Here is a 22,328-nt window from a genome sequence, read left to right as displayed (position 1 = left end):
GAAGCCTTTGATTCGTCGGAGAAAAGTCTCTGGTTCGTTGACAAAGAGTTTTTGATCGGTTGGTAAAGAGTCTTTGATTCATCGGGTAACTGATCATGATTCGTCGGGTAACCGATCGTGATTCGTTGGCAGACCGATCATGATCCGCTGGGGAAGAGTCTTTTATCGGTTGAAGAATAGTCTTCGATCCGTTGAGCAAGATTTTTTGTTCAGTTTAACAAAAGCCTATGATTGATTAAAAAGAGTCTTCATTGGTTGGTGAAAAATCTGTGATTCGTTTAGCAAAAATCTTCCACCCATTGGAAAATAGCCTTTAATTGGTTTAGCTAGAGTTTTTTGTCCATTAACGAAAGTCAATGATTGATTAAAGAGAGTATTCAATAGGCAGGACAAAATTCCTTGATTTGTTGACAAATAAACTTCATTCCGATAAGAAACGGTATTAGATCGGTTAAAAGAAAGTCTAAGATAGTTTAAAAAGAGTCTTTGATTGGTTGGAAAAGAACCTTCATCTGTTAACGGATGTAAAATAAATCGTTTTAAAGAACTATATAGCACCTCTTTTTTAGTGAATATATGTAAACACAAAGCGTAACAAATAATGTTTTTCTTAAAATTCGTAAATTTACAATACCGATTCTTGCAGATTCGGAGGAAAAACCTACCTTTGCACTCGCTTTAAAAACAAAGCAAACGATCTTTGATAAATGGTGCGTTAGTTCAGTTGGTTAGAATACATGCCTGTCACGCATGGGGTCACGGGTTCGAGTCCCGTACGCACCGCTCCTTAAAAAATAAAAAATGGTCCGTTCGTATATCGGTTAGTACTCAAGATTTTCATTCTTGCAAGGGGGGTTCGATTCCCCCACGGACTACTTAAATTGCGGAAATAGCTCAGTTGGTAGAGCATAACCTTGCCAAGGTTAGGGTCGCGAGTTCGAGTCTCGTTTTCCGCTCTTCTTAAGAATAATCAAGCCTCTTTAGCTCAGTTGGCCAGAGCACGTGATTTGTAATCTCGGGGTCGTTGGTTCGAATCCGACAAGAGGCTCTCTCAAAATCAAACAATCATCTTTTTTTATCTGAATACTACTTAACAAATAAGTATTTTATGCCAAGTTGTTATCTATCTGCATACAAGATATTTGATTAAAGAATAATTAAAACGCCATCATACATAATATATGATGGCGTTTTTTTTACTATTTTCGCAAAGATAAGAATGATATTATAATGATAGACCAACCAACAGTAGACAGAATAATAGATGCAGCTCAGATAGTAGATGTAGTTTCCGAATTTGTCTCCCTAAAAAAAAGAGGAGTCAATTACGTGGGACTCTGTCCTTTCCATGACGACAAGACGCCATCTTTTTACGTATCCCCAGCAAAGAATCTATGTAAATGTTTCGCTTGCGGTAAAGGAGGTAGTGCTGTTCACTTTGTAATGGAGCATGAACAACTTACATATCCGGAAGCATTGAGATGGTTGGCTAACAAATATCATATTGAGATAAAGGAGAGAGAACTTAGCAACGCTGAAAAACAGGCTCAAAATGATAGGGAGAGCCTATTCGTTGTAAATGAGTTTGCCAAAGATTATTTCATAAACATTCTCAACAATCATATTGATGGAAAGTCAATAGGTATGTCATACCTCAGAAACAGAGGCATGAGAGATGATATTATTAAAAAATTCCAAATTGGTTACTCGACCCTAACCCACGACGCAATTGCCAAAGAGGCTATATCTAAAGGATACAAAAAAGAGTTCCTTATTAAAACAGGTATATGCTATGAAAAAGAAGATGGCTCACTAAGAGACAGATTCTGGGGCAGAATCATTTTTCCTGTACATACAGTAACCGGAAAAGTTGTAGCCTTTGGAGGTAGAGTTCTCAATTCAGATGCAAAGACTGCCAAATATGTTAACTCGCCAGAGAGTGAAATTTACCATAAGAGCAATGAGCTTTATGGTATATACTTTGCCAAACAGTCAATAATAAAACAGAACAAATGCTTCTTAGTGGAGGGCTATATGGATGTTATCTCCATGCATCAGAGCGGAATTGAGAATGTTGTCGCATCTTCGGGAACATCACTTACTCCAGGACAGATAAAACTCCTTCACAGGTTCACTGAGAACATTACATTACTATATGACGGTGATGCAGCGGGAATTAAAGCCAGTATTAGAGGTATCGACATGCTTCTGGCAGAAGGACTGAATATAAAAGTTCTACTACTTCCTAATAATGAGGACCCTGACAGCTTCTCAAAAAAGCACTCATCATCCGAATTCCAAAGGTATATTGCAGAACACGAGGAGAATTTTATAATGTTCAAGACACAGCTCCTACTCAATGACGCAAAAGACGATCCAATAAAAAGAGCGGCACTTATAGCTGACTTGGCAAGAAGTATAGGACTAATACCAAATGACATTGTAAGATATGCATGCCTGAAAGAGTGTGCTTCTATTCTTAATGTTGATGAGAGGGTGATAATGAATGAAATAAAAAAGCATGTTGAGCAACGTAATGACAAGCTTATTGAGGATGCATTCAAACAAAAAAATGGAGGTAACATACCTTCGATAGATGATAACAGCAAGACAGAGGAAGTGCAGGCAGCTGCAGCAAATATTGCAAATGAGATACAATATCAGTCATATATACCTGAAGTTGAACGTGAGAAACTTCTCTTTTACCAGAAGGAGCAGATGTTAATTCAGACACTAATTAGGCATGGAGAAAAGGTTATGTGTATAATCGACACAGAGGAGACAAAAGAGTATCCAATGACAGTCATTGAATATATTGCATCTGATTTGAAACAAGATGACATTCAATTTCACAACCCTATACATAGAAAGGTATTAAGTGAAGCATGCTCACACCTTCACGATAATGGATTTATTTGTGAGAGATATTTCCTTGCACATCCAGATCCTGAGATAAGCAGGCTAGCTGCAGATATGCTTAGCAGCAGATACCAACTTAGCAAATATCATGCAAAATCTCAAAAGATAGTAGAAGATGAAGAGAGATTATTCGAACTTGTACCCCATCTTATTACAGATTTTAAGTTCGCTATTCTTCAGGAAGAGATGAAACATACTTTGCAAGCTCTAGGTAAACCGGAAGTTGTTTCTGATGCAGAGAAGAGTATTAAGATTATGGAACACTATAAAGAGCTTAGTGAGATCCAAAAAGAGATGGCAAAGCGAGCAGGAGACCGCGTTGTCCTGAAGGCATAACCTATGAGTTATGCCGTATAAGGTTCATGAATTCCTCTCTTGTCTTGGCTTGATTGAATGCCCCGGTAAAATCGGATGTAGTTGTTATTGAATTCTGCTTTTCAACTCCTCTCATCTGCATGCACATATGCTTTGCTTCCACCACAACCATAACGCCCAACGGATTCAATGTCTGTTGGATACACTCTTTTATCTGAAGAGTCATTCTCTCTTGAACCTGAAGACGATGTGAATAGACATCTACTACCCTTGCTATTTTGCTTAATCCTGTTATGTATCCATTAGGGATATAGGCAATATGTACTTTCCCATAGAAAGGAAGCATGTGATGTTCACAAAGTGAGAAGAAATCAATATCTTTTACAATAACCATCTGGCTATATGGCTCCTTAAACTTTGCTGAGTTAAGGATAGAGTGAGGATCTTGTCCATATCCTCGTGTCAGTGTAAGCATTGACTTAGCAACCCTCTCGGGAGTTTTCAGTAGCCCCTCTCTCTCAACATCTTCGCCTAATACTGAAAGTATTCCCTTATAATGCTCCATAAGAGTCTTTATCTTCTCTTCAGACCATTCGGGATGCAATAATTCGTTCATAATCACTCTATAGGTATATTAATCTGTTCTTTAACAATAGAAATCTCCTTAAATATTCCTCTAGCCTTGATTTGACGCATTACTGAATCAGCCTCTTCAATACTTCTGAAGTCACCAACTCTGCAAAGCCATCTAGGTGGTTGGAAATATGTATAAACCAGAATGTCAGGAAATTCTTCACGAGCCTTATTTGCCATATTATTAGCCTCATTACGAGCTACTCTTGAGTTGTTTCCAACATAGATTTGTATTCTGTATCCTCTGGCTTTAATTGTCTTCTGCTCAGCAGATGCAGGGAGCTTAACTGGTTGAGCCTCTTGTCCAACAATTGTCTTTGGAACATCATTATTTTCAGGACGAGTAGCTGCCTTAGCTTGATTACTACCTATAAGAGAATTTATCAGCGAGTCATGATGAATAGAAACCTCACCCTCTCCCGATTTTCTTGTCTGAAGCTTATCAACTATAGAGTTTTGAGAAAAAGCAGGTGCAGACAATGCTAAAGTAAATACTATGAATATATTAATAAATCTCATTTTGGTCTATTTAAAGAGATAGGGATGCTGCCATAGACAACATCCCGTATTTATTCTGTAATTATTTGAAAGCGTCGATGATACCTTTGAAGTCAGCAACCTTAAGAGCTGCTCCACCAATAAGACCACCATCAACATCTGGATTAGCAAATAATTCTTTTGCATTTGAAGGCTTGCAGCTACCACCGTAAAGGATAGATGTGTTGTCAGCAACTTCATTACCATACTTCTTAACGATCAAAGAACGAATGAATGCATGGATTTCCTGTGCTTGATCAGCTGTAGCTGTCTTTCCTGTTCCGATAGCCCATACTGGTTCGTATGCAAGAACGATTTTAGAGAAATCTTCAGATGAAAGTGAGAATACAGATGACAACTGAGACTCAACAACTTCATTCTGCTTGTTAGCTTCGCGTTCTTCAAGAACTTCACCAATACAGAATATTGGAGTAAGGTTGTTAGCCAAAGCCAATTTAACTTTTTCTTCAAGAATAGCTTCTGTTTCATGGTAGTAAGCACGACGCTCAGAGTGACCAAGAATAACATACTCTGCACCAGTTGAAGCAACCATCTCAGCAGAGACTTCACCTGTATAAGCACCAGAAACTTTGTCAGCACAGTTCTCTGCACCTACACCTATAATTGATTTATCAACAATAGGAGTAACTGAAGCCAAATGAATAAAAGGAGTGCAAATTACAACATCACAATTTGGTTTATCTGCTGTCAAAGCCTCATTCAATTCTTTTGCTAGAGCAATACCTTCCTGAAGGTTCTTGTTCATTTTCCAGTTTCCTGCAACAATATTCTTTCTCATTTCTTTTAATTATTAAAGGGTTAATTATTTAATATTTCTTTTATATTTTTCCCAGGCAGCATCAACTACACTAAAGGAGAGCAAAGGTACAATAAACCATCCCAATGCCAAGAATATCTTATGTATAAATGTCTTCTGATTAACCTTTCCTATAGGTAGATTATCCAATGAGTCTGAAAGCACATATTCATCAGGAAGATCATTGACGCTCCATTTATTTATTACTGTAGCATCCTTTATAAGAACAAGTCCGGGATTAGATCGGATCATCGTCTTAAGCATAAGCTCATCCGCAAATGCAAAAGGGTATTCAGCTCCTGTTCTTCTCTTCCACTCATCTATATCCTCATTCGACGCTGATGTTACACAATAAAAATTATATCCGTAGTCTATACAATAATCATACAACTCGTTTATGAGATCAATAGCACTGTCATCAGCCTTCTTCAAGGATGGAGAGACTAGAATAAAAGAGTAATTCTTATTATCTAAAATTTTATAAGTAATATCCTCACCTGTCTCGCTATCCTCAATCATGAAGTCACTTATTGGCGGAACATAACCTTTCTCTTTGACAATAGTCTTACTATCTATAAACGTCCATGTGCTATCTGGATAATTATCCAATGAGAACTCTTTCTTTACTCCATTCTTCTCAAGAATAAAGCGGGTGTCCAATACCGGCGCTTTTTCTCCCTTAGGCATCTCCATCTGTTTCTTGATATTAGAACCAATATAGTATGGTCTAAAGTCAAAAAGAGGAAGTCCCCTGTAAGAATAAAGAGTAAATATCAGTATATATATTGAAGCATAGAGGCCGATAAGCCAATCAAATCTTGATGTTACAAGAGGTCTTATTTTATCTTTCCATCTAAAGACAGAAATAGCAGCAACAAGCAGAAATATATTTTTTATAAAAGTCTCCCAGTTGGTGAGCACCAATGCATCTCCGAAACATCCACAATCTATAACTTTACCAGATACAGCAAGCCACAAAGTAAGGGGAGTCATGAATGACATCATTAGTAAGACAAGGAATGTGGAAATTTTTCGTCTTATTCCCCAGAAAAGATAGACGCCTATGCAGAACTCGACAATAGCCTGTGCAAAAGCGATAAAAAAAGGAACAGAAGAGGGCAAAATACTATTTAAACCAAATGCTGTGATATAATCTTGTACCTTATATTCAGTTCCCGCAAGGTCATTTGCTTTAACAAAACCAGAGAAGATGAATACTGCAGCAAGAAGGAACCTACAGGCATTGGTCCAATACCCAATAAAATCATATTTCTTCTTATTCTCCAAACTCTATCTTAATCAATCCAAAAACGGAATAATTTATCATATCCATGTAGTTAGCATCTATACCTTCAGACACTAATGTATCTCCTTTAAGACTTTCTATCTGCTTTGTCCTATAAATCTTCATAAGGATAAGATCTGTGTATGATGTGGTGCGCATACTTCTCCATGCCTCATCGTAGTCATGGTTCTTATCAAGCATGAGCTCTAGAGATGTCTTAGCATACTTATCATAAAGTTCAATAGCCTTTTCCTCTTCAAGGTCATCTTTTTCAGAATAGCCCAATTCTAATTGGATAAGTCCAATAATTCCATAATTTACGATTGCTATAAGCTCCGATTTTATGCCTTCCTGAATCAAAGCAACACCCTTTGTCTCAATACTACGTATTCTATTTGCTTTTATATATATCTGATCGGTAACAGATTCAGGGCGCATTATTCTCCATGCAGCTCCATAATCATGGAGTTTCTTAACAAAGAGATCTCTACAAATAGTCAATACATGTTCAAATTGTTGTTTTGTATCCTTCATGATAATAACTTAATAGGCTGCAAAGTTAAACATTTTATAATGAAGAGTAAACAAAAAGGTGGAAAAGAATACTCCTTTCCACCTTAATTTATATATATAAAACTCTGTTTATCTTATGAACATCTCAAGATTTGTCCTGGACGAAGTGTAGTTCTTCTTGTTATACGGTTAAGCTTACACAATGCATCAATTGATGTACTGTTTTTCTTTGCTATAACTGCAAGAGTATCACCTCTTCTAACTTTGTGGTATTTTATAGAAGCACGGTCAGCATCAGCCATCATGATAGAGTTGCCACTTGTTGTTGGTGTAAGGCGAGAGCCTCTTCTATAGAAAACATATGAGTCGGCTACAATATCCTGATTTTCGAAATCAAACATATATGCAGGGTTAATAGCCTGCCCCAAGAATCTTGTTTCAAAATGAAGATGAGAGCCTGTTGAACGGCCAGTGTTGCCACCAAGACCAATAGGTTCACCAGCTTTTACATATTCATCTTCTCCAACCAACTGTTTTGACAAGTGACCATATACTGTTTCAATACCATTTTCGTGTCTTATAACAACATATTTTCCATAACCTCTTCTTTCATATTTCACCATACGGATTCTTCCATCGAAAGCAGCACGGATAGTATCACCAATATAAACCTTGATATCAATACCATTGTGCATACGACGCCAACGAGGACCGAAATTTGATGTTATTTTTGTCTGATTAGTAGGCATTGAAAAGCCTCTTAAATCAATTCTGAAGGAATCTGGAATTTCTACTGCAGAGCCGAAAGCATGAACTCTTTCATTACTCCAATTTGGATATAAGCTGTATGCAGGATAAGCAGCTTTCTCAGCTTTAATCTGACGTATCAATGCAAGTGAGTCAACTGCTTTTAGTTTCCTATCTATAGGAGCTTGACGCGCCAATAGATCTTGTCCGGAAACACCGACACTAACTAAAGTAAACGTTGCTAATAATGTTGCTTTAATAAACTTAAAAATCATTCTTTTTTCTTTTTTTCAATATTCGTCATTTGCATAGATAGCATCTGTCACAGCTGGCCTATACTCGAATATCTCATCAGGTTTAAAAAATCGTTTTAATTCAACTTCTGCTGACTCAATAGAATCTGAAGCATGAATAATATTCTCTTGTTGACTTATACTGAAATCTCCGCGGATAGTTCCTGGAGCAGCAAGGCGGCCATTAGTACAACCTGTCAACGTCCTAACTACTTGAATAGCATCAACTCCCTCCCAACAACATACGATGACCGGAGTAGCCATCATAGAATCTTTAATTCTCTTAAAGAAAGGTTTTGAAAGAAGATGAGCGTAATGCTCGTTAAGAATCTTATCATCAAGTTGAATCATCTTTATACCTACCAGACATAAACCCTTTCTCTCGAATCGGCTAATAACTTCACCGACTAACGATCTCTGTATTGCGCTTGGCTTAAGTATGACAAGTGTTTTTTGCATAATAAAGATTAAACAAATGAACAAATAAGCATTCTTATTCTTTTTTTATGTATCTCAAAGATAAAATTTAATTTTAGAAATTGAATAGTGAATTAACTCTTTTTTCATGTATCTTTTATGCAAAATTTCAAAAAGCACAACGCAAAACCCTATTAATCGGGAGATAGAGTAAAACATGTTTGACAACATGTTTGCTTAATTAAACATTAAAAAAGAGTAATTTTTAAGATATAACGGACCAATTAACATCATTTTTTCTGAGTAATTTTAGTTGTTCCCATAGTTTTTTGTTCTCATTCAACTGCTCGAAATTCGGATTATCTATAACTTTTTCTGCCACATTTCTAACATATTGAACAATTTGTCCATCCTTAGCTAAGTTTGCTATTTTCAGGTCAAAAGCTATTCCACTTTGTTGAGTTCCCTCCAGATCACCTGGACCTCTTAGTTTAAGATCAGCCTCCGCTATCTCAAAACCATCATTTGTGTCTACCATAATCTGTATTCTTTTCCTTGTCTCTTCGGATAGTTTATAACCTGTCACAAGGATACAATATGATTGATCTGCTCCACGTCCAACTCTACCTCTTAACTGATGCAGTTGCGACAGGCCGAAGCGTTCTGCATTCTCTATTACCATCACAGAAGCATTGGGTACATTAACTCCCACCTCTATCACAGTTGTAGCAACCATAATTTGAGTCTCTCCGGTAACAAATTTCTGCATCTCTTCCTCTTTATCGCCAGGTTTCATCTTTCCATGAACTACACTTACCTTATATTGAGGAAACTCTTCGCAGACATGTTCATATCCCTCCTCAAGGTTCTTTATATCTATCTTTTCGCTCTCCTTTATCAGTGGATAGACAATATAGATCTGCCTGCCCTCCTCTATCTGTTTGCGTATTGACTCATATAGAGAGTGTCTTCTATTATCAAACTGATGTACAGTTTTTATAGGCTTTCTTCCAGGAGGTAATTCATCAATCACCGAGACATCCAGATCACCATATAGAGTCATGGCAAGAGTACGTGGAATAGGTGTAGCAGTCATCACAAGAATATGCGGTGGTGTATTGCTTTTACTCCACAGTTTAGCTCTTTGAGCGACACCGAAACGGTGCTGTTCATCTATGACAACAATACCTAAGGATGAAAAGTTTACATTATCTTCAAGTACAGCATGAGTTCCAATAAGGATGTTTACATCGCCTGTAAGTAGAGCATTAAGTATAGCCTCTCTCTTCTTTCCTTTTATTGAACCGGTAAGAAGTTCAACACGTACATTCATTCCAAAAAGCAACTTCTTAAGACTTTCGTAGTGCTGTTGCGCAAGAATCTCAGTAGGTGCCATCATACATGCCTGATAGCCATTATCTAAAGCTATAAGCATAGACATTAGAGCCACAAGAGTCTTTCCACTTCCTACGTCTCCCTGAAGCAGTCTGTTCATCTGCCTTCCGCTACCTGTATCATTTCTTATCTCCTTTATTACCCTCTTTTGTGCACCGGTAAGTTGAAATGGAAGATTATTAAAATAGAAATCATTGAAATAATCTCCAACTTTTGAGAAATTCAAACCACGGAATTTCATCTGTCTCTCCTTGCTGTAACGGAGTATGTTAAGCTGAATATAGAAAAGTTCTTCGAATTTCAGTCTGTACTGAGCTTTACGAAGTCTATCTGCCGAATGAGGGAAATGAATCTCGTGTATTGCTTTATCAAGAGATATAAGATGATGCTCATCAATGATATATTGAGGAAGGGTCTCTGCTATTGGTTCTTTAAGAAGGTTTAAGGCATTTTGCATCAACTTCTCTACAGCATGAGAGTTAAGATTGCCTCTCTTCATCTTCTCTGTGGTATTATAGTAAGGTCTTAATCCCAATGAAGAGAGAGCAATATCGTCAGCTTTATCAATGTCGGGGTGAGCAATATTATACCTTCCATTAAATACCGTAGGTTTTCCAAAAACTATATACTCCTCACGCACCTTATATTTTGAGGTTATATATTTAATACCTTGAAACCAGATAAGATCGATTATACCGGTTCCATCAGAGAAATGAGCTACAAGTCTACGTTGTCTACCTTCTCCTAATGTTTCAAAACTTAGAATAGTACCTTTGATTTGGATATATGGCATCTCACCGTCTATTTCACTGATATAGTATAAACGGCTTCTGTCAATGTATTTGTAAGGGTAATAATGTAGAAGATCATTAAGAGTATAAATATTTATCTCTTTATTGAGTACTGAAGCCCTCTGAGGCCCCACTCCTTGCAAATACTTTATATCTTGTGCAGTTATATCGAACATTCTAAATTCAATTGCTGAGCAGTTCAGCCAACTTTAAATCAAATGGTGTAGTAAGTTTTATATTTTCTCTGTTTCCTTCCACTAAAGTCACTTTATGCCCCATAGCCTCAACGACAGATGCGTCATCAGTGAAAGATGGAACATATGGTTGTGAATATGCTTTTTTCAGCAAGCTGATCAAAAACACCTGCGGAGTCTGAACCAACTTATATTCATCCCTTGGGACTGTATTACTCATTCCATCGGCTATATGACGGATAGTTTCAAATACATCTATTACAGGTACCACAGCCTCTTTCTCTTGTGCCATAGAGAAACATCTCTCAAGAACCTCATCAGAAACAAAAGGACGTACCCCGTCATGAACGGCTACAGCTCCCTCACCTGAAACTTGGTCCAACCCATTTTTAACAGAATGGAAGCGTGTATCTCCTCCATCAACGATAGTATGTGGAATTTCAAATTTATATTTAGAGCAGAGCTCCTTCCAGTAATCCTGTTGGTCCACTGGAAGAGCCACTATTATATCGATGGATGAATCAAAAGAGTGAAAACGATTTATAGTGTGCATCAGAACAGGGAGCCCTTTTATCTCAACAAACTGTTTTGGGATATCTCCTCCCATCCTAAGGCCTTTTCCACCAGCCACTATAATAACATACCTCTTCATCATTTTATCCTGGTATCATCATTGATTTCTTAAGCTGTACTATCTTCTCTACACCGACATACTTTTCGGCTATGATATACGAGAAATCTAATGCAGCGCCAGGGCCTTTCCCTGTGATTATGTTGCCATCTATCTCAACCAAAGAAGATGTATAGTTTGCACCTTCCAGATACTGTTCAAAACCTGGATAGCATGTTGCTCTCTTTCCCTTTAGGATACCACGTTTACCCAATACCATTGGTGCTGCACATATTGCAGATATAGGTTTCAACTTATTAGCAAAATCCATGATAAGTTTATCAAGTGATAGATTTTTATCCAGGTTGGATGCGCCTGGCATTCCACCAGGAAGTATTATCATTTCAATATTCTCTCTATCAAGTTCAGAAAGAGTTGTATCGGCAGTTACAATGATATTATGTGAACCAGTCACAGTATGCATATCACTTACAGAAACAGTCAAGACAGGTAACCCTGCTCTTCTGAATACATCAACCGGGGTCAGGGCTTCAATTTCTTCAAAGCCATCTGCCAAGAATACACATAAATTCTTCATTTTTAAAGTCTATATTTATATACAAATCTACAAGAGAGAACAAATGAATAATACATTAATTCTCTTCAAATAAGTAATGTTAGTTACAAATATATAATAATCTATCGAAGTTTAAAATAGTATGTGATAGTTCCGCTTTGGTTATTTGTCCCATCTATATTATTGAAACGTGCTTTTCTTGCCGCATCTTCAGCAGCCTTTCTAAGTGTAGGATTAACAGTGTTTGTACGTTTATTAATTGTTGTGCTTATAACCTGTCCTGCAGGGTTTACTACTATAGTTACTACTACTCTTCCCTCATCCTGAACATTATATACAGGCATTGGCAAGCCAGAAGGTCCTAAGGATCTTCCATTTAAGTCGAAAGTGCCTATTCCACCAATACCGCTACTCTTACCTGTGTCAGAGTTGCCATTAGGGCTTCCTTGAAATCCAGTTCCCGAAGAGCCAGTTCCTCTACTGCCCATCTTGGTGCCTTTTCCAAAAGCTCCTGCTATGCTTGCAGATGCCTGCTTTGCAGCCATCTCCTCTTTAGCTATTCTCTTGGCTTCAGCCTCTCTTTCAGCATCAATTCTCTTCTGCTCTTCACTTTTCTCCTTAGTGACACTCTTTGTTTTATCGGTTGCTACCTTCTTTTCCTCTTTTTTATCACTCTTCTGTTTCTTAATCTCAATGCTCTTCTCGTCACTTTGAGTAATGATATTATCTTCTCCAGATGAGTTAGGTGCAGGAACAGCTTTAGCTATAGGCTCATTCGAAACCTCTACCTCTGTTAAGGTATAAGGATCGGCATCGCCTTGTGCCATCTCGCTGTTACCAAGCATTACAGGTACTCCTCCCTCCTCTTGCACCTGTGGTCTCTCTATTACAAAAAACAGCAGCAGAACAAGCAAGATGAGATGAAGTACAAAAGTACCAACCAATCCTTTTATCTTTTCTTTCTTCATTACTTCACTCCATCATTCTTCTCAGGTGGACGTGTTGCCAGTACCATCTTGAAGTGATTTTCATTAGCAATATTAAGTACTCTCACTATCTCTCTGTAAGGAATAGATTCATCTGCATATAAAGCAACATACATTTCAGGTTCTTTTGCAGCACAATTCTTTAGGAATGTAGGAAGTTGTTCCAGCGCTATAGGCATTTCATCTTCATTCCCGAAAGCAGTATAGTAATTTAAATCTTTATCGATGATAACTCTGGCAAGTGGCTTTGCCGATGTCTGTTCCTTTCCCTGTGGGAGAAGAACTTTAATGGCATTTGGAGAGACCATCGTTGAGGTTATCATAAAAAATATCAGCAATAGGAATATGATATCTGTCATAGATGCCATACTGAATGTAGCCGATACCTTATTTCTTCTTTTTAATGCCATAGTTAAAATTACTTTTGTACAGGTTCATTAAGAAGGTCCATGAACATCATGGTGCGAGCTTCCATCTGGTTGACAACTTTGTCAACTCGAGTAACGACATAGTTATATGCGAACATTGCCGCAATACCTACAACAAGTCCTCCTACAGTAGTAATCATAGCTTCGTATATACCACCGGATAAGAGACTTATATCAATATTATTTCCAGCATTAGCCATCTCCCAGAACGCACGTACCATACCCGTTACAGTACCCAGAAAACCTAACATTGGAGCACCACCGGCAATAGTAGCCATGATTGGTAATCCATTTTCCAGTTTAGCCACCTCAATGTTACCGGTATTCTCTATAGCAGCCTGAACATCAGCTATAGGACGTCCCATTCTTGTTATACCTTTCTCAATCATTCTTGATGAAGGAGTATTAGTAACACGACAGAAGTTTACAGCCGACTTAATCTCTCCATTTCTGATATAATCACGAATTCTCTCCATAAATAGAGGATCTTCACGAGCTGCTTTTCTGATTACAGCAAGTCTTTCAAAAAAGATGTAGAAGCAAATTATTGATAAGAGTGCCAGCACTCCCATTATCCATCCACCTTTTAAGGTCATATCCCAAAGATTCATTTCTGGTGCCCCTTCAACAGGAGTAAGAATAGGAGCCGCTCCTGAAACTGAATCGGCAATAGTCTGTGCCGCTAGTAAAGTAAGTTTTATCATTTATCAAGGCATTTTTTGTATTCTTCAATTGTTTTTTCCAGTCCCATATATAATGCATCACATATCAGTGCATGTCCTATTGACACCTCATCTATCCAAGGAATATTGTCGTGCATATATTTCAGGTTAACCAAACTAAGATCATGTCCGGCATTTATACCCATTCCTAGGTTTCTAGCAGCCTTTGCAGCCTCAATAAATGGTGCGATAGCCTTCTCCGGATCTTCAGGATACATTGTAGCATAAGGTTCTGTATAGAGTTCTACTCTATCAGCCTGCCTTTGCAGCATACTCTACCATATCTACATCAGCATCAACAAATACAGATGTTCTTATACCGGCCTGTTTGAAAGTCTCAAGTATTTCGATGAGAAAAGACTGATTCGCTTTTGTATCCCATCCGGAGTTAGATGTAATCTGTTCCGGTGAGTCAGGAACAAGCGTTACCTGATGAGGTTTTACTGATAGTACCAAATCTATAAACTCTTTACTTGGATATCCCTCAATATTGAACTCACTCTTCAAAATAGGCCTTAAGTGCAGTACATCACTTCTACGAATATGTCTCTCATCAGGGCGCGGATGTACTGTAATACCTTCTGCTCCAAACATTTCACAGTCCAATGCTACTTTTATAACATCAGGATTGTTTCCCCCACGCGCATTACGCAATGTAGCTACTTTATTTATATTTACACTTAACTTAGTCATCTTGGCAATTTATTATTATATTTGCGAATAAGTGCAAAGTTAAAATGTTTTATGAGAACTGAGTTTTTTCATAAAATAAAAGATGTAAATATTAACTAAATGGAATTATTCTTATGAAATTCGCTATTCTTGGAAATACTTATCAAACAAAGAAGTCCGTCCATTTGGAATCTCTGCTAACCCTACTTAAAAAGTATAATGCTGAAATTTATATCTATAATGATTTCTATAAATTCATTGTTAGCTCAACAAAGATACCTTTAGATAATGTTCGTACATTCACTGTCCTGGATTTCAGTGTCGACATGATAATATGCATGGGAGGTGATGGAACATTCCTTAAAGCAGCAAGTTTTGTAGGAAACCGCAATATTCCAATATTAGGTATTAATACCGGCCGTCTGGGATTCCTGGCAGATATATCTCCTAATGAGATACAAGATACTATAAAAGATATTTTCTCAAACAATTACAGAATTGAGGAGAGAAGTGTCCTCAACCTAGTTTGTCAAGATAAAACAATTAAAGGATATCCATTCGGGCTTAATGAGATAGCTGTATTGAAAAGAGACAGTTCTTCAATGATTACAATACACACCTCAATAAACGGTAATTACCTCACAACATATCAGGCCGATGGATTAGTCATATCTACTCCTACAGGATCTACTGCCTATTCATTAAGTGTTGGAGGACCTATTATAGTTCCTCACAGCAGCACTATAGCAATAACTCCTGTAGCTCCACACAGTCTTAATGTACGCCCTATCGTAATAAATGATGATTGGGAGATTACACTCGACGTGGAGAGCCGAAGTCACAACTTCCTTGTTGCAATTGACGGAAGAAGTGAGACTTGCGCTGAGGGAAGCCAGCTTAAGATAAAGAAAGCCGATTATACAATAAAAGTTGTGAAGAGGACAGACCATGTATTCTTCAATACACTAAGAGATAAAATGATGTGGGGAGCAGACGGAAGGGTTTAGCTCCCCCTTTTTTTATTCTACACTGATAACACTCCTGCCACTTCCCTCTTTAGTAACCATAATACGTGCATTAATCCTCTCTGTCATCTCGCTTACGTGGGAAATCACACCAATCTTTCTGCCCTGCATCTGAAGAGATTCCAAAGCATCCATTGCTATGCGCAAGGTGTCTATATCAAGTGATCCAAAACCTTCATCGATAAATAGCGACTCTACATTCATCCTGTTAGATGATATGGATGATAATCCAAGTGCCAAAGCCAAAGATACAAGGAATGACTCACCACCCGATAGCGAGTGAACACTACGCTTCTCTCCCATCATATCAAGATCGGCTATCTGCAGTGCAAGTGTATCCTGTATTCTCTCCAGTTCATATCTCGGTGCAAGATCTTTAAGATGACTATTTGCATACATCACAAGAATATCCAAAGTATACTCCTGTGCTATTTCCTTGAACTTATTACCAGATTGTGAGCCAAACAGATCATTAAGGTTTGCCCATGACTGGAAGTATTCACTTTTTGAATCATACTCCTTTTTGTAAGCCTCAACCTTCTTTCTATTCTTTTGATCATTCTCGAGCCGTACCTCTATTTGTGCCAACAAGATGTTTATATTACTCTTCTCCTGCAACAGCAGGTCAAGTTTCTCCTTAATTGACTCACTACTCTCATCATCAAGGGTACGTGACGGTGAGTTTTCATGTTCTATTCTTTTCCCTTCTCTCTCTTTCAAAAGAGCAGAAGCAACTGTATATTTCTCATTTAGTGAAGATAGATAGCTTTTCTCTGCTGCAAGCCATGATTCCTCTTTAGAGAAAATCTCCTCCAACTCATCAAAAGAGGTTATCTTCTGCTGAGACGAAAGCCAAACTGTTATCTTATCATAAGCTTTCTCCATGACAAAAGTCTCTCTCTTGTTCTGGTTATCTATCTGTTCAATCCTTGCCTTCGCATTTTCGACCTCTAATTTCAGGGAGTTCTCTTTATCAGTAGAATCTTTTACTCTCATATCTATATCACTTCTCTTTTCGGTAATATATCTCTGCACTTCATCACAACTTTTCCCTGATAGAAGCCCGTTCCTTTTCTTCTCCAACTCATTATAGCTTTCCACAGCATTATCGAGAGTCTTCTTCTTCTCCTCAAGCTGACTATTCAAGTTTTCTTTCTCCCTCTGTGCGGCACCTATTCCGGCATTTATACCAGAGAGAAGTTCTTTATTATCAGCAAGTGATTTAGTATTGTCATTCCACAGAGATACAAACTTCTCAACAGTATCTTTCAGCTTACCACTTTCAAGAAGCCCATTCCAATTTGGTAATATAGATACATAGCCTTGTACCTTTTCAAATGAACTATTTTTGTGACTCTCATAATTCTCTATAGAGGAACTAAGACGTATCAACTCTTTACGTGAATTTTCCAGCAGTAGGGTAACCCTTTCAATCTCTTTATTAGCTCTCTCCTTCTGTTTCTCAAGTTCTTCTTCTTTAAACGAGTTATCTTGTGTATCAACAACCAAAGGATGTTCTGTACTTCCGCAAACAGGGCAAGGCATTCCCTTCTCAAGTCGTTTTCTTAGTATTATTACCTCCGAAGGTTGCAATGAGTTAATCCTTTCTGCCTCCTCTTTAGCTAAAGAGAGACTTGACTCGTATCTCTCTATATTTTTCTTGGCATCACCAATGCTGTTCATCAACCTCTCTATCTGATCTTTAGAATCATAATAGTTTAAAAGCAGGTTGACTACAAGGTCTTTTGCCGGTACTAGTGAAGAGTAACTCTTATAGTGCTCAAACCACTTATCCAACTCCTCTATTTTCTTAATCAACAATCCAAGTTTTGCATTCTCTTGTTTTATATGTTCATGGCTATTATCAAACATTTCCTGAAGCCTTTTTCGATCGGCATCTATATCCGAACCTCTGTTTTTAGCCTCATCAATCTGAACATCAAGTTTATGAGCAAGTTCCAGTTCTGGTTGAATATCATCTACATATTTAGTAAATACCTGCTGCTCTTGTATTGTATCATCCTTTATTAAAGATGCTTTTTTGAGTTGATCCTGCTTGATTGAGATATTTCCTCTCTCCTTTTCAATAAGTATCCTCCCCTCTTGTACCTGTTTCTTTGCCATTGAATGCTCGATATAGATATTTCTTACAGCCTGAGCCGAGTCAATAACAGCCAACTTATCATATCTAGGAGCTGCCTGGTCTATCTCATTACTTAAGGCTGCAATATTCTCTTTAGCCTCATTTATAGCAACGATGAGCTGATTATAATCATCAATCCATTTTATTGAGTTCCTATACTTCTCCTCATCTCTGTTAATAATATCAAGGGCGGAAATTCTCTCTTTTTTCTCTTCTAATAGTCTCTCTTTTTCCTCTTCACTAATTATCTCTACATCTTCTATATGCTGCAACAACTCTTTCCTACTACTTTCAGCCTCTTTTGCTTTACTGTATATAGCTCTGGATATGTCTGAATAGACCTCTGTTCCTGTGAGCTTCTCCAATATCTCTGCCTTTTCATCCTTCTTGGCTTTTAGAAAAGAGGCAAAATCACCTTGAGCGAGCAGCACAGAGCGGCTGAACTGTTCGAAAGAGAGGCCAACAAGTTCTGTCAGTCTTGTCTGTATATCAGACTTCGTTCCCTGCAAGGGTTCCCCAGTTTCAATATTTACAGCACTCATCTCTACTTTCTGCAGAGAGCCGGAAGGCTTGTTACCAGCTCGCCTGACGCTCCATGTAGCTCTGTACCTATCACCTGTAGTAGCTAAGAATTCAACTTGAGCATAGCATTCGGCTGTACCTCTTCTCAATATAGATCGGCTGTCGTTCTGACTTATGCTCTTATCGTTTACATCTTTCAGCTGTACATTTGTCTCTTTAGCCTTGTTCATCCTTGGAGTGGAGTCGTACAAAGCCAGACATATAGCATCAAGTATTGTCGATTTCCCCGAACCTGTATTTCCTGTGATAGCAAATACCCCAGCTGACGCCAAAGGTTCGCAAGTAAAGTCTATTTCAAATTCAGCTCCAAGAGAAGCTAGATTTTTGCCTTTAATCTTCAGTATCTTCATGATTTCACCTCCTCTATAGCCTCTTTAATAAATTCCTGCATCATCTGTGGCATATCACTGTCACCATAATTACGCCTGTAATAATCGTTGGCTACATCCAAAGGATCTATCTCTTGCAACTGTTCAAAGGTAAGAGCTGTTATCTTCGACTCTCCTCTTTGAGGATAGAAGGGAGATATTTTTGCCAGACGTACACTCTTATCCTTAAGGGCTTCTTCAATTCTGAACTTGAATGATGTATCAGGTCCATCAATAAGAATCTTTATCTCCAGATATGGAGAATGGTTATTAACCTCTCCTATAGGCAACTTATTAATCTCTTCAAGTATACTCTCTATTCTTGAAGGTTGAGATGGTATGCTAAGGAGTGAAGTATAAAGAGGTATATCTATATTATCAATTGATACATTCTCCTCTTCAATATTTATCATGACAACCTTATGTTTGTTGTTTTTCTCAGCAAAAGTCATTGGTAGTGGTGATCCTGAATATCTCACATTATCACGTCCGGAAACTCTTTGTGCCCTGTGAAGGTGTCCCAGAGCTGTATAAATAATTCCACTGTCAAAAGCATCAGGAGATATTCCTTCAACACCTCCGATAATTGCTCTTTCAGACCTGTCATTCTCTGAAAGCTCAGAGCCTGTTGCCTGAAGGTGCCCCATAGCAATTACCGGGATACCTTTATCTTTTACTCTATTGTAAAGCAGATGATAAAGTTGCTGAACTCCATCTGAATAGGATTCTGAATGAGGATAATCTCCCTGACGTAGATAAGGAACAGCCAAACAATATGCTGCAATATTTCCATCATTATATATAGGCTCTATAAGATTATCTAAATCTATATCTCCCTCACTGTTCCTCTTCACAACACCCCTTACCGTTACATTCATCTCCTGTAAAAGAGGATTAGGAGCCTCAATACGCGAGGCAGAGTCATGATTACCAGCTGTAATAATTATCTTAAGTTGCTGGTTTTTATATGTAACTTCTCTTAAAAAAGAGTAAAAAAGTTTCTGTGCTTCGGCCGATGGGTTAGGTCCGTCGTATACATCACCCGATATAAGAAGCAGGTCTATCTTCTCATCGGTTATGAATCCTATAAGCCATTCAAGAAAATATGCATGTTCTTCCTGACGACTGTAGTCATAGAATATCTGACCTATATGCCAATCGGTGTATGAATAACTTTCATAAATAATACATTTCTTTTATCAGGCACCTGCCTAAAGCAAAGATAATGATTTTGTCAAAGCTGTATGTACAGTTTTTATGTGAATAAGTAATTATCTATATAAATTGAATAACTATTACATAGTTTATTTCCTTTTTAGGACTTATCATTCGGAAAAAATCAATACAAGTAAAAAAAACTGTCATTCAAAAAAAATAGACAAAAGCAATCTAATACATATTACTTGCTAAAAATTAATCAAAACCTTAGATTTATACATAATTTTATAAAAGGATTGTAATAAAATCTTCCCAATCCGACCAAAAATATTTGCTATTATTGTCAAACTGTTGTTTTTTTTGATCAATAGCTCCATGCCGTGAGTGATTTTAACACTAATACATTTATTTTATTTAAATCAAGTGTATTTTTGTACAGTGAAATATATAACTAAAATATTAGGTATGAAAAAGTTTTTTTTGATGGCCGCTATGGTCATGGCTGGCATTACTGCTTCAGCCCAAAATGAGCCTCTTGCTAATAGCAAATTATCTGACAATTGGTACTTAGGTGGTAACATTGGAGCTGTTACTCCTCTTAATGGAGCTTTTTTTGGTAATATGCGTCCTACAGTTGGTCTTGAAGTTGGCCGTTATCTTACTCCTGTATTCGGTATCGGAGTAGAAGGTAGAGCAAAATTCAACACAATTAAAGCTTTCACTGCAGTTGATCAAGCTTATGGATTCCTTCTTGGTAAGTTCAACCTTAGTAACTTATTCTATGGTTACAAAGGCGAGCCACGTAACTTTGAAGTAGTTGCTTTAGCTGGTCCTGGTATCGAGCATAACTTCGGTGATGCAAAAGACACCTATTTAGCTTACAAAGCAGGTTTGGAGTTCAACTTCAACTTGGGTGAGGCTAAAGCTTGGCAGTTTAACATCAAACCAGGTATAGTTTGGGGTGTAAACAACGCTCTAGTTCCTGAAACTGAGTTAAACAAGAATGGTGCTACATTTGAAATCAATGCAGGTTTTACCTACAAATTTAAATGCAGCAATGGTACACACAACTTCGCATTTGCTAAAGTTGACCAAAGTGAACTTGATGCATTAAACAACACAATCAACAGATTGCGTGATGAGAATGCTGAGAGAGCTAAAAACGATGCAGCTACAATTGAGAATCTTAAGAACCAACTTAAAGATTGTCAGAACTCTAAACCAGCTACAGTAGTTGAGAAGAAGAGTCCAGTAGAGAACATCGTAACTTTCAGACAAGGTAAGTCAATCATTGACAAGTCTCAGATGCCAAACATTGACCGCGTTGCTAAATTCTTGAATGATAACTCTTCTTCAAAAGTTGTTATCAAGGGTTATGCTTCTCCAGAAGGTAGCGCTAAGTTAAATCAGAAACTATCTTTAGCTAGAGCTAATGCTGTAAAGAAAGTACTTGTAAACAAGTACAAAATTGCAGCAGATCGTATCGAAACTGAAGGTTTGGGCGTTGGTAGCATCTTCACAGAGCCTACTTACAACCGTGTATCTATCTGCACAGTTAACGATTAATTTTTTAGAAATTATATTAAGCCCCTTCTCGACTAAGTCGAGAAGGGGCTTTTATTTTATATACATTCAGAAAATAGTTTGTAAGCATTACATATTGGTGAATAACATAGAGGCTTATCTTGTATAGATTATCAAAAAAATGTGTGTAAATTTTATAGCCACAAACTTTTGCGATTGACCCGTTTGTAGTGTTACCAACTTATATTAGAACAATAAGGAAGAATATGTAAAATTCTTTTAGTATAGTCTATTCATTTGGCCTTTTATAGTTATTGGGTATACGGATCTGCATGGCAGGCAAATGGCGTTAATACTACCAGCAAACCAACTACTGAAAGGATGAGCTTTATAATCAAGTATTAAGAGTAAAAAAAGTGTATTGTAAATCAGGAAGGAAAAGTAATAAAGTGTAAAGTGTTTCAGGTAAATTAAGCTGTAATGCTATCCTATATCTTAATAATGGAACACTAAGAAAGAATATATAAAGTATTTTTTGCTATAGCTAGTTGTGTTTGAACATATTAATGGGAACATTAAAGAAGAGATGTAAAGTGCTTTAGATATAGTCAGCTGTGTTTCAAACTTATTATGGAATACTATGGAGGAAAAAGGAAGAGTGCATTATATATAGTTAA

General features: G+C 37.4%; 18 protein-coding genes, 4 tRNA genes and 1 pseudogene. 7 read left to right on the top strand and 16 right to left on the bottom strand.

Annotated elements, in window-relative coordinates:
- The first annotated feature begins 709 nt into the window (after window positions 1-709).
- The 5 genes from JCM15092_RS13310 (at window position 710) to dnaG (ending at window position 3,255) form a co-directional block, all read left to right on the top strand.
- Window positions 710-783 (top strand) — tRNA-Asp (locus JCM15092_RS13310).
- 20 nt (window positions 784-803) lie between these two features.
- Window positions 804-875 (top strand) — tRNA-Glu (locus tag JCM15092_RS13305).
- A gap of 8 nt (window positions 876-883) precedes the next feature.
- Window positions 884-956 (top strand) — tRNA-Gly (locus JCM15092_RS13300).
- Window positions 957-974: 18 nt separating this feature from the next.
- Window positions 975-1,048, top strand: a tRNA-Thr gene (locus JCM15092_RS13295).
- Between the two features lie 182 nt (window positions 1,049-1,230).
- Complete coding sequence (gene dnaG, locus JCM15092_RS13290) at window positions 1,231-3,255, top strand: DNA primase (RefSeq protein ID WP_024995085.1); 2,025 nt, start codon at window positions 1,231-1,233, stop codon at window positions 3,253-3,255.
- Window position 3,256: 1 nt separating this feature from the next.
- On the opposite strand, the gene folE is transcribed toward dnaG, so the two are convergent.
- From folE to JCM15092_RS16215, 14 genes and pseudogenes are all read right to left on the bottom strand, one after another.
- Window positions 3,257-3,850: a GTP cyclohydrolase I FolE gene (gene folE / locus JCM15092_RS13285; protein ID WP_024995084.1), complete on the bottom strand. Its 594-nt coding sequence runs from the start codon at window positions 3,848-3,850 to the stop codon at window positions 3,257-3,259.
- A 2-nt stretch (window positions 3,851-3,852) separates the two neighbouring features.
- Window positions 3,853-4,386, bottom strand: coding sequence for an SPOR domain-containing protein (locus JCM15092_RS13280; protein ID WP_024995083.1), 534 nt, complete (start codon window positions 4,384-4,386; stop codon window positions 3,853-3,855).
- 61 nt (window positions 4,387-4,447) lie between these two features.
- Window positions 4,448-5,203: a triose-phosphate isomerase gene (gene tpiA / locus JCM15092_RS13275; RefSeq protein ID WP_024995082.1), complete on the bottom strand. Its 756-nt coding sequence runs from the start codon at window positions 5,201-5,203 to the stop codon at window positions 4,448-4,450.
- Between the two features lie 24 nt (window positions 5,204-5,227).
- On the bottom strand, window positions 5,228-6,508 hold the full coding sequence (locus tag JCM15092_RS13270) for a BT_3928 family protein (RefSeq protein WP_024995081.1): 1,281 nt from the start codon (window positions 6,506-6,508) through the stop codon (window positions 5,228-5,230).
- Window positions 6,498-7,040: a DUF1599 domain-containing protein gene (locus JCM15092_RS13265; RefSeq protein ID WP_024995080.1), complete on the bottom strand. Its 543-nt coding sequence runs from the start codon at window positions 7,038-7,040 to the stop codon at window positions 6,498-6,500. The genes JCM15092_RS13270 and JCM15092_RS13265 overlap by 11 nt, the downstream gene beginning before the upstream one ends.
- A gap of 113 nt (window positions 7,041-7,153) precedes the next feature.
- Window positions 7,154-8,041 carry a peptidoglycan DD-metalloendopeptidase family protein gene (locus JCM15092_RS13260; RefSeq protein ID WP_024995079.1) on the bottom strand — a complete coding sequence of 296 codons (888 nt, stop codon included), beginning with the start codon at window positions 8,039-8,041 and terminating at the stop codon, window positions 7,154-7,156.
- 15 nt (window positions 8,042-8,056) lie between these two features.
- Window positions 8,057-8,521: a nucleoside-diphosphate kinase gene (ndk, locus tag JCM15092_RS13255; protein ID WP_024995078.1), complete on the bottom strand. Its 465-nt coding sequence runs from the start codon at window positions 8,519-8,521 to the stop codon at window positions 8,057-8,059.
- A gap of 220 nt (window positions 8,522-8,741) precedes the next feature.
- Window positions 8,742-10,838, bottom strand: a complete 2,097-nt coding sequence (recG, locus tag JCM15092_RS13250; RefSeq protein ID WP_024995077.1) for an ATP-dependent DNA helicase RecG — start codon at window positions 10,836-10,838, stop codon at window positions 8,742-8,744.
- Between the two features lie 7 nt (window positions 10,839-10,845).
- Window positions 10,846-11,508 carry a 2-C-methyl-D-erythritol 4-phosphate cytidylyltransferase gene (locus JCM15092_RS13245; protein ID WP_024995076.1) on the bottom strand — a complete coding sequence of 221 codons (663 nt, stop codon included), beginning with the start codon at window positions 11,506-11,508 and terminating at the stop codon, window positions 10,846-10,848.
- 4 nt (window positions 11,509-11,512) lie between these two features.
- The gene (locus JCM15092_RS13240; RefSeq protein ID WP_024995075.1) at window positions 11,513-12,064 is read right to left on the bottom strand and encodes a DJ-1 family glyoxalase III; all 552 of its coding nucleotides are present in this window, start codon (window positions 12,062-12,064) and stop codon (window positions 11,513-11,515) included.
- Between the two features lie 101 nt (window positions 12,065-12,165).
- Window positions 12,166-13,011 (bottom strand): energy transducer TonB, encoded by an 846-nt coding sequence (locus tag JCM15092_RS13235; protein ID WP_024995074.1) that lies wholly within the window; start codon window positions 13,009-13,011, stop codon window positions 12,166-12,168.
- Window positions 13,011-13,439 carry an ExbD/TolR family protein gene (locus JCM15092_RS13230; protein ID WP_024995073.1) on the bottom strand — a complete coding sequence of 143 codons (429 nt, stop codon included), beginning with the start codon at window positions 13,437-13,439 and terminating at the stop codon, window positions 13,011-13,013. Before JCM15092_RS13230 ends, JCM15092_RS13235 begins: the two co-directional genes overlap by 1 nt.
- Window positions 13,440-13,447: 8 nt before the next feature.
- A complete protein-coding gene (locus JCM15092_RS13225) occupies window positions 13,448-14,161 on the bottom strand; it encodes a MotA/TolQ/ExbB proton channel family protein (RefSeq protein ID WP_024995072.1) in 714 nt (237 codons plus the stop codon).
- A pseudogene (locus JCM15092_RS16215) lies at window positions 14,158-14,872 on the bottom strand (pyridoxine 5'-phosphate synthase). Before JCM15092_RS16215 ends, JCM15092_RS13225 begins: the two are co-directional and overlap by 4 nt.
- Before the next feature lie 113 nt (window positions 14,873-14,985).
- Between JCM15092_RS16215 and JCM15092_RS13215 the strand changes: the two are divergent.
- Entirely contained in the window at window positions 14,986-15,858 is an 873-nt protein-coding gene (locus JCM15092_RS13215; RefSeq protein WP_024995071.1) for an NAD kinase, read from the top strand.
- A gap of 12 nt (window positions 15,859-15,870) precedes the next feature.
- Here JCM15092_RS13215 and JCM15092_RS16210 read toward each other — a convergent pair whose 3' ends face one another.
- Window positions 15,871-18,951: an AAA family ATPase gene (locus JCM15092_RS16210; protein WP_034542053.1), complete on the bottom strand. Its 3,081-nt coding sequence runs from the start codon at window positions 18,949-18,951 to the stop codon at window positions 15,871-15,873.
- Window positions 18,948-20,111 (bottom strand): exonuclease SbcCD subunit D, encoded by a 1,164-nt coding sequence (locus JCM15092_RS16205; RefSeq protein WP_235782371.1) that lies wholly within the window; start codon window positions 20,109-20,111, stop codon window positions 18,948-18,950. The genes JCM15092_RS16210 and JCM15092_RS16205 overlap by 4 nt, the downstream gene beginning before the upstream one ends.
- A gap of 481 nt (window positions 20,112-20,592) precedes the next feature.
- Between JCM15092_RS16205 and JCM15092_RS13200 the strand changes: the two genes are divergently transcribed.
- Window positions 20,593-21,693 (top strand): OmpA family protein, encoded by a 1,101-nt coding sequence (locus JCM15092_RS13200; RefSeq protein WP_024995070.1) that lies wholly within the window; start codon window positions 20,593-20,595, stop codon window positions 21,691-21,693.
- The last annotated feature ends 635 nt before the right edge of the window (window positions 21,694-22,328 follow it).

It is taken from the genome of Phocaeicola paurosaccharolyticus JCM 15092 (genome assembly GCF_000613805.1).
GTDB lineage: Bacteria > Bacteroidota > Bacteroidia > Bacteroidales > Bacteroidaceae > Phocaeicola > Phocaeicola paurosaccharolyticus.
Note: the sequence above shows the minus strand (reverse complement) of the source record. Positions and strands in the feature narration are given on the sequence as shown.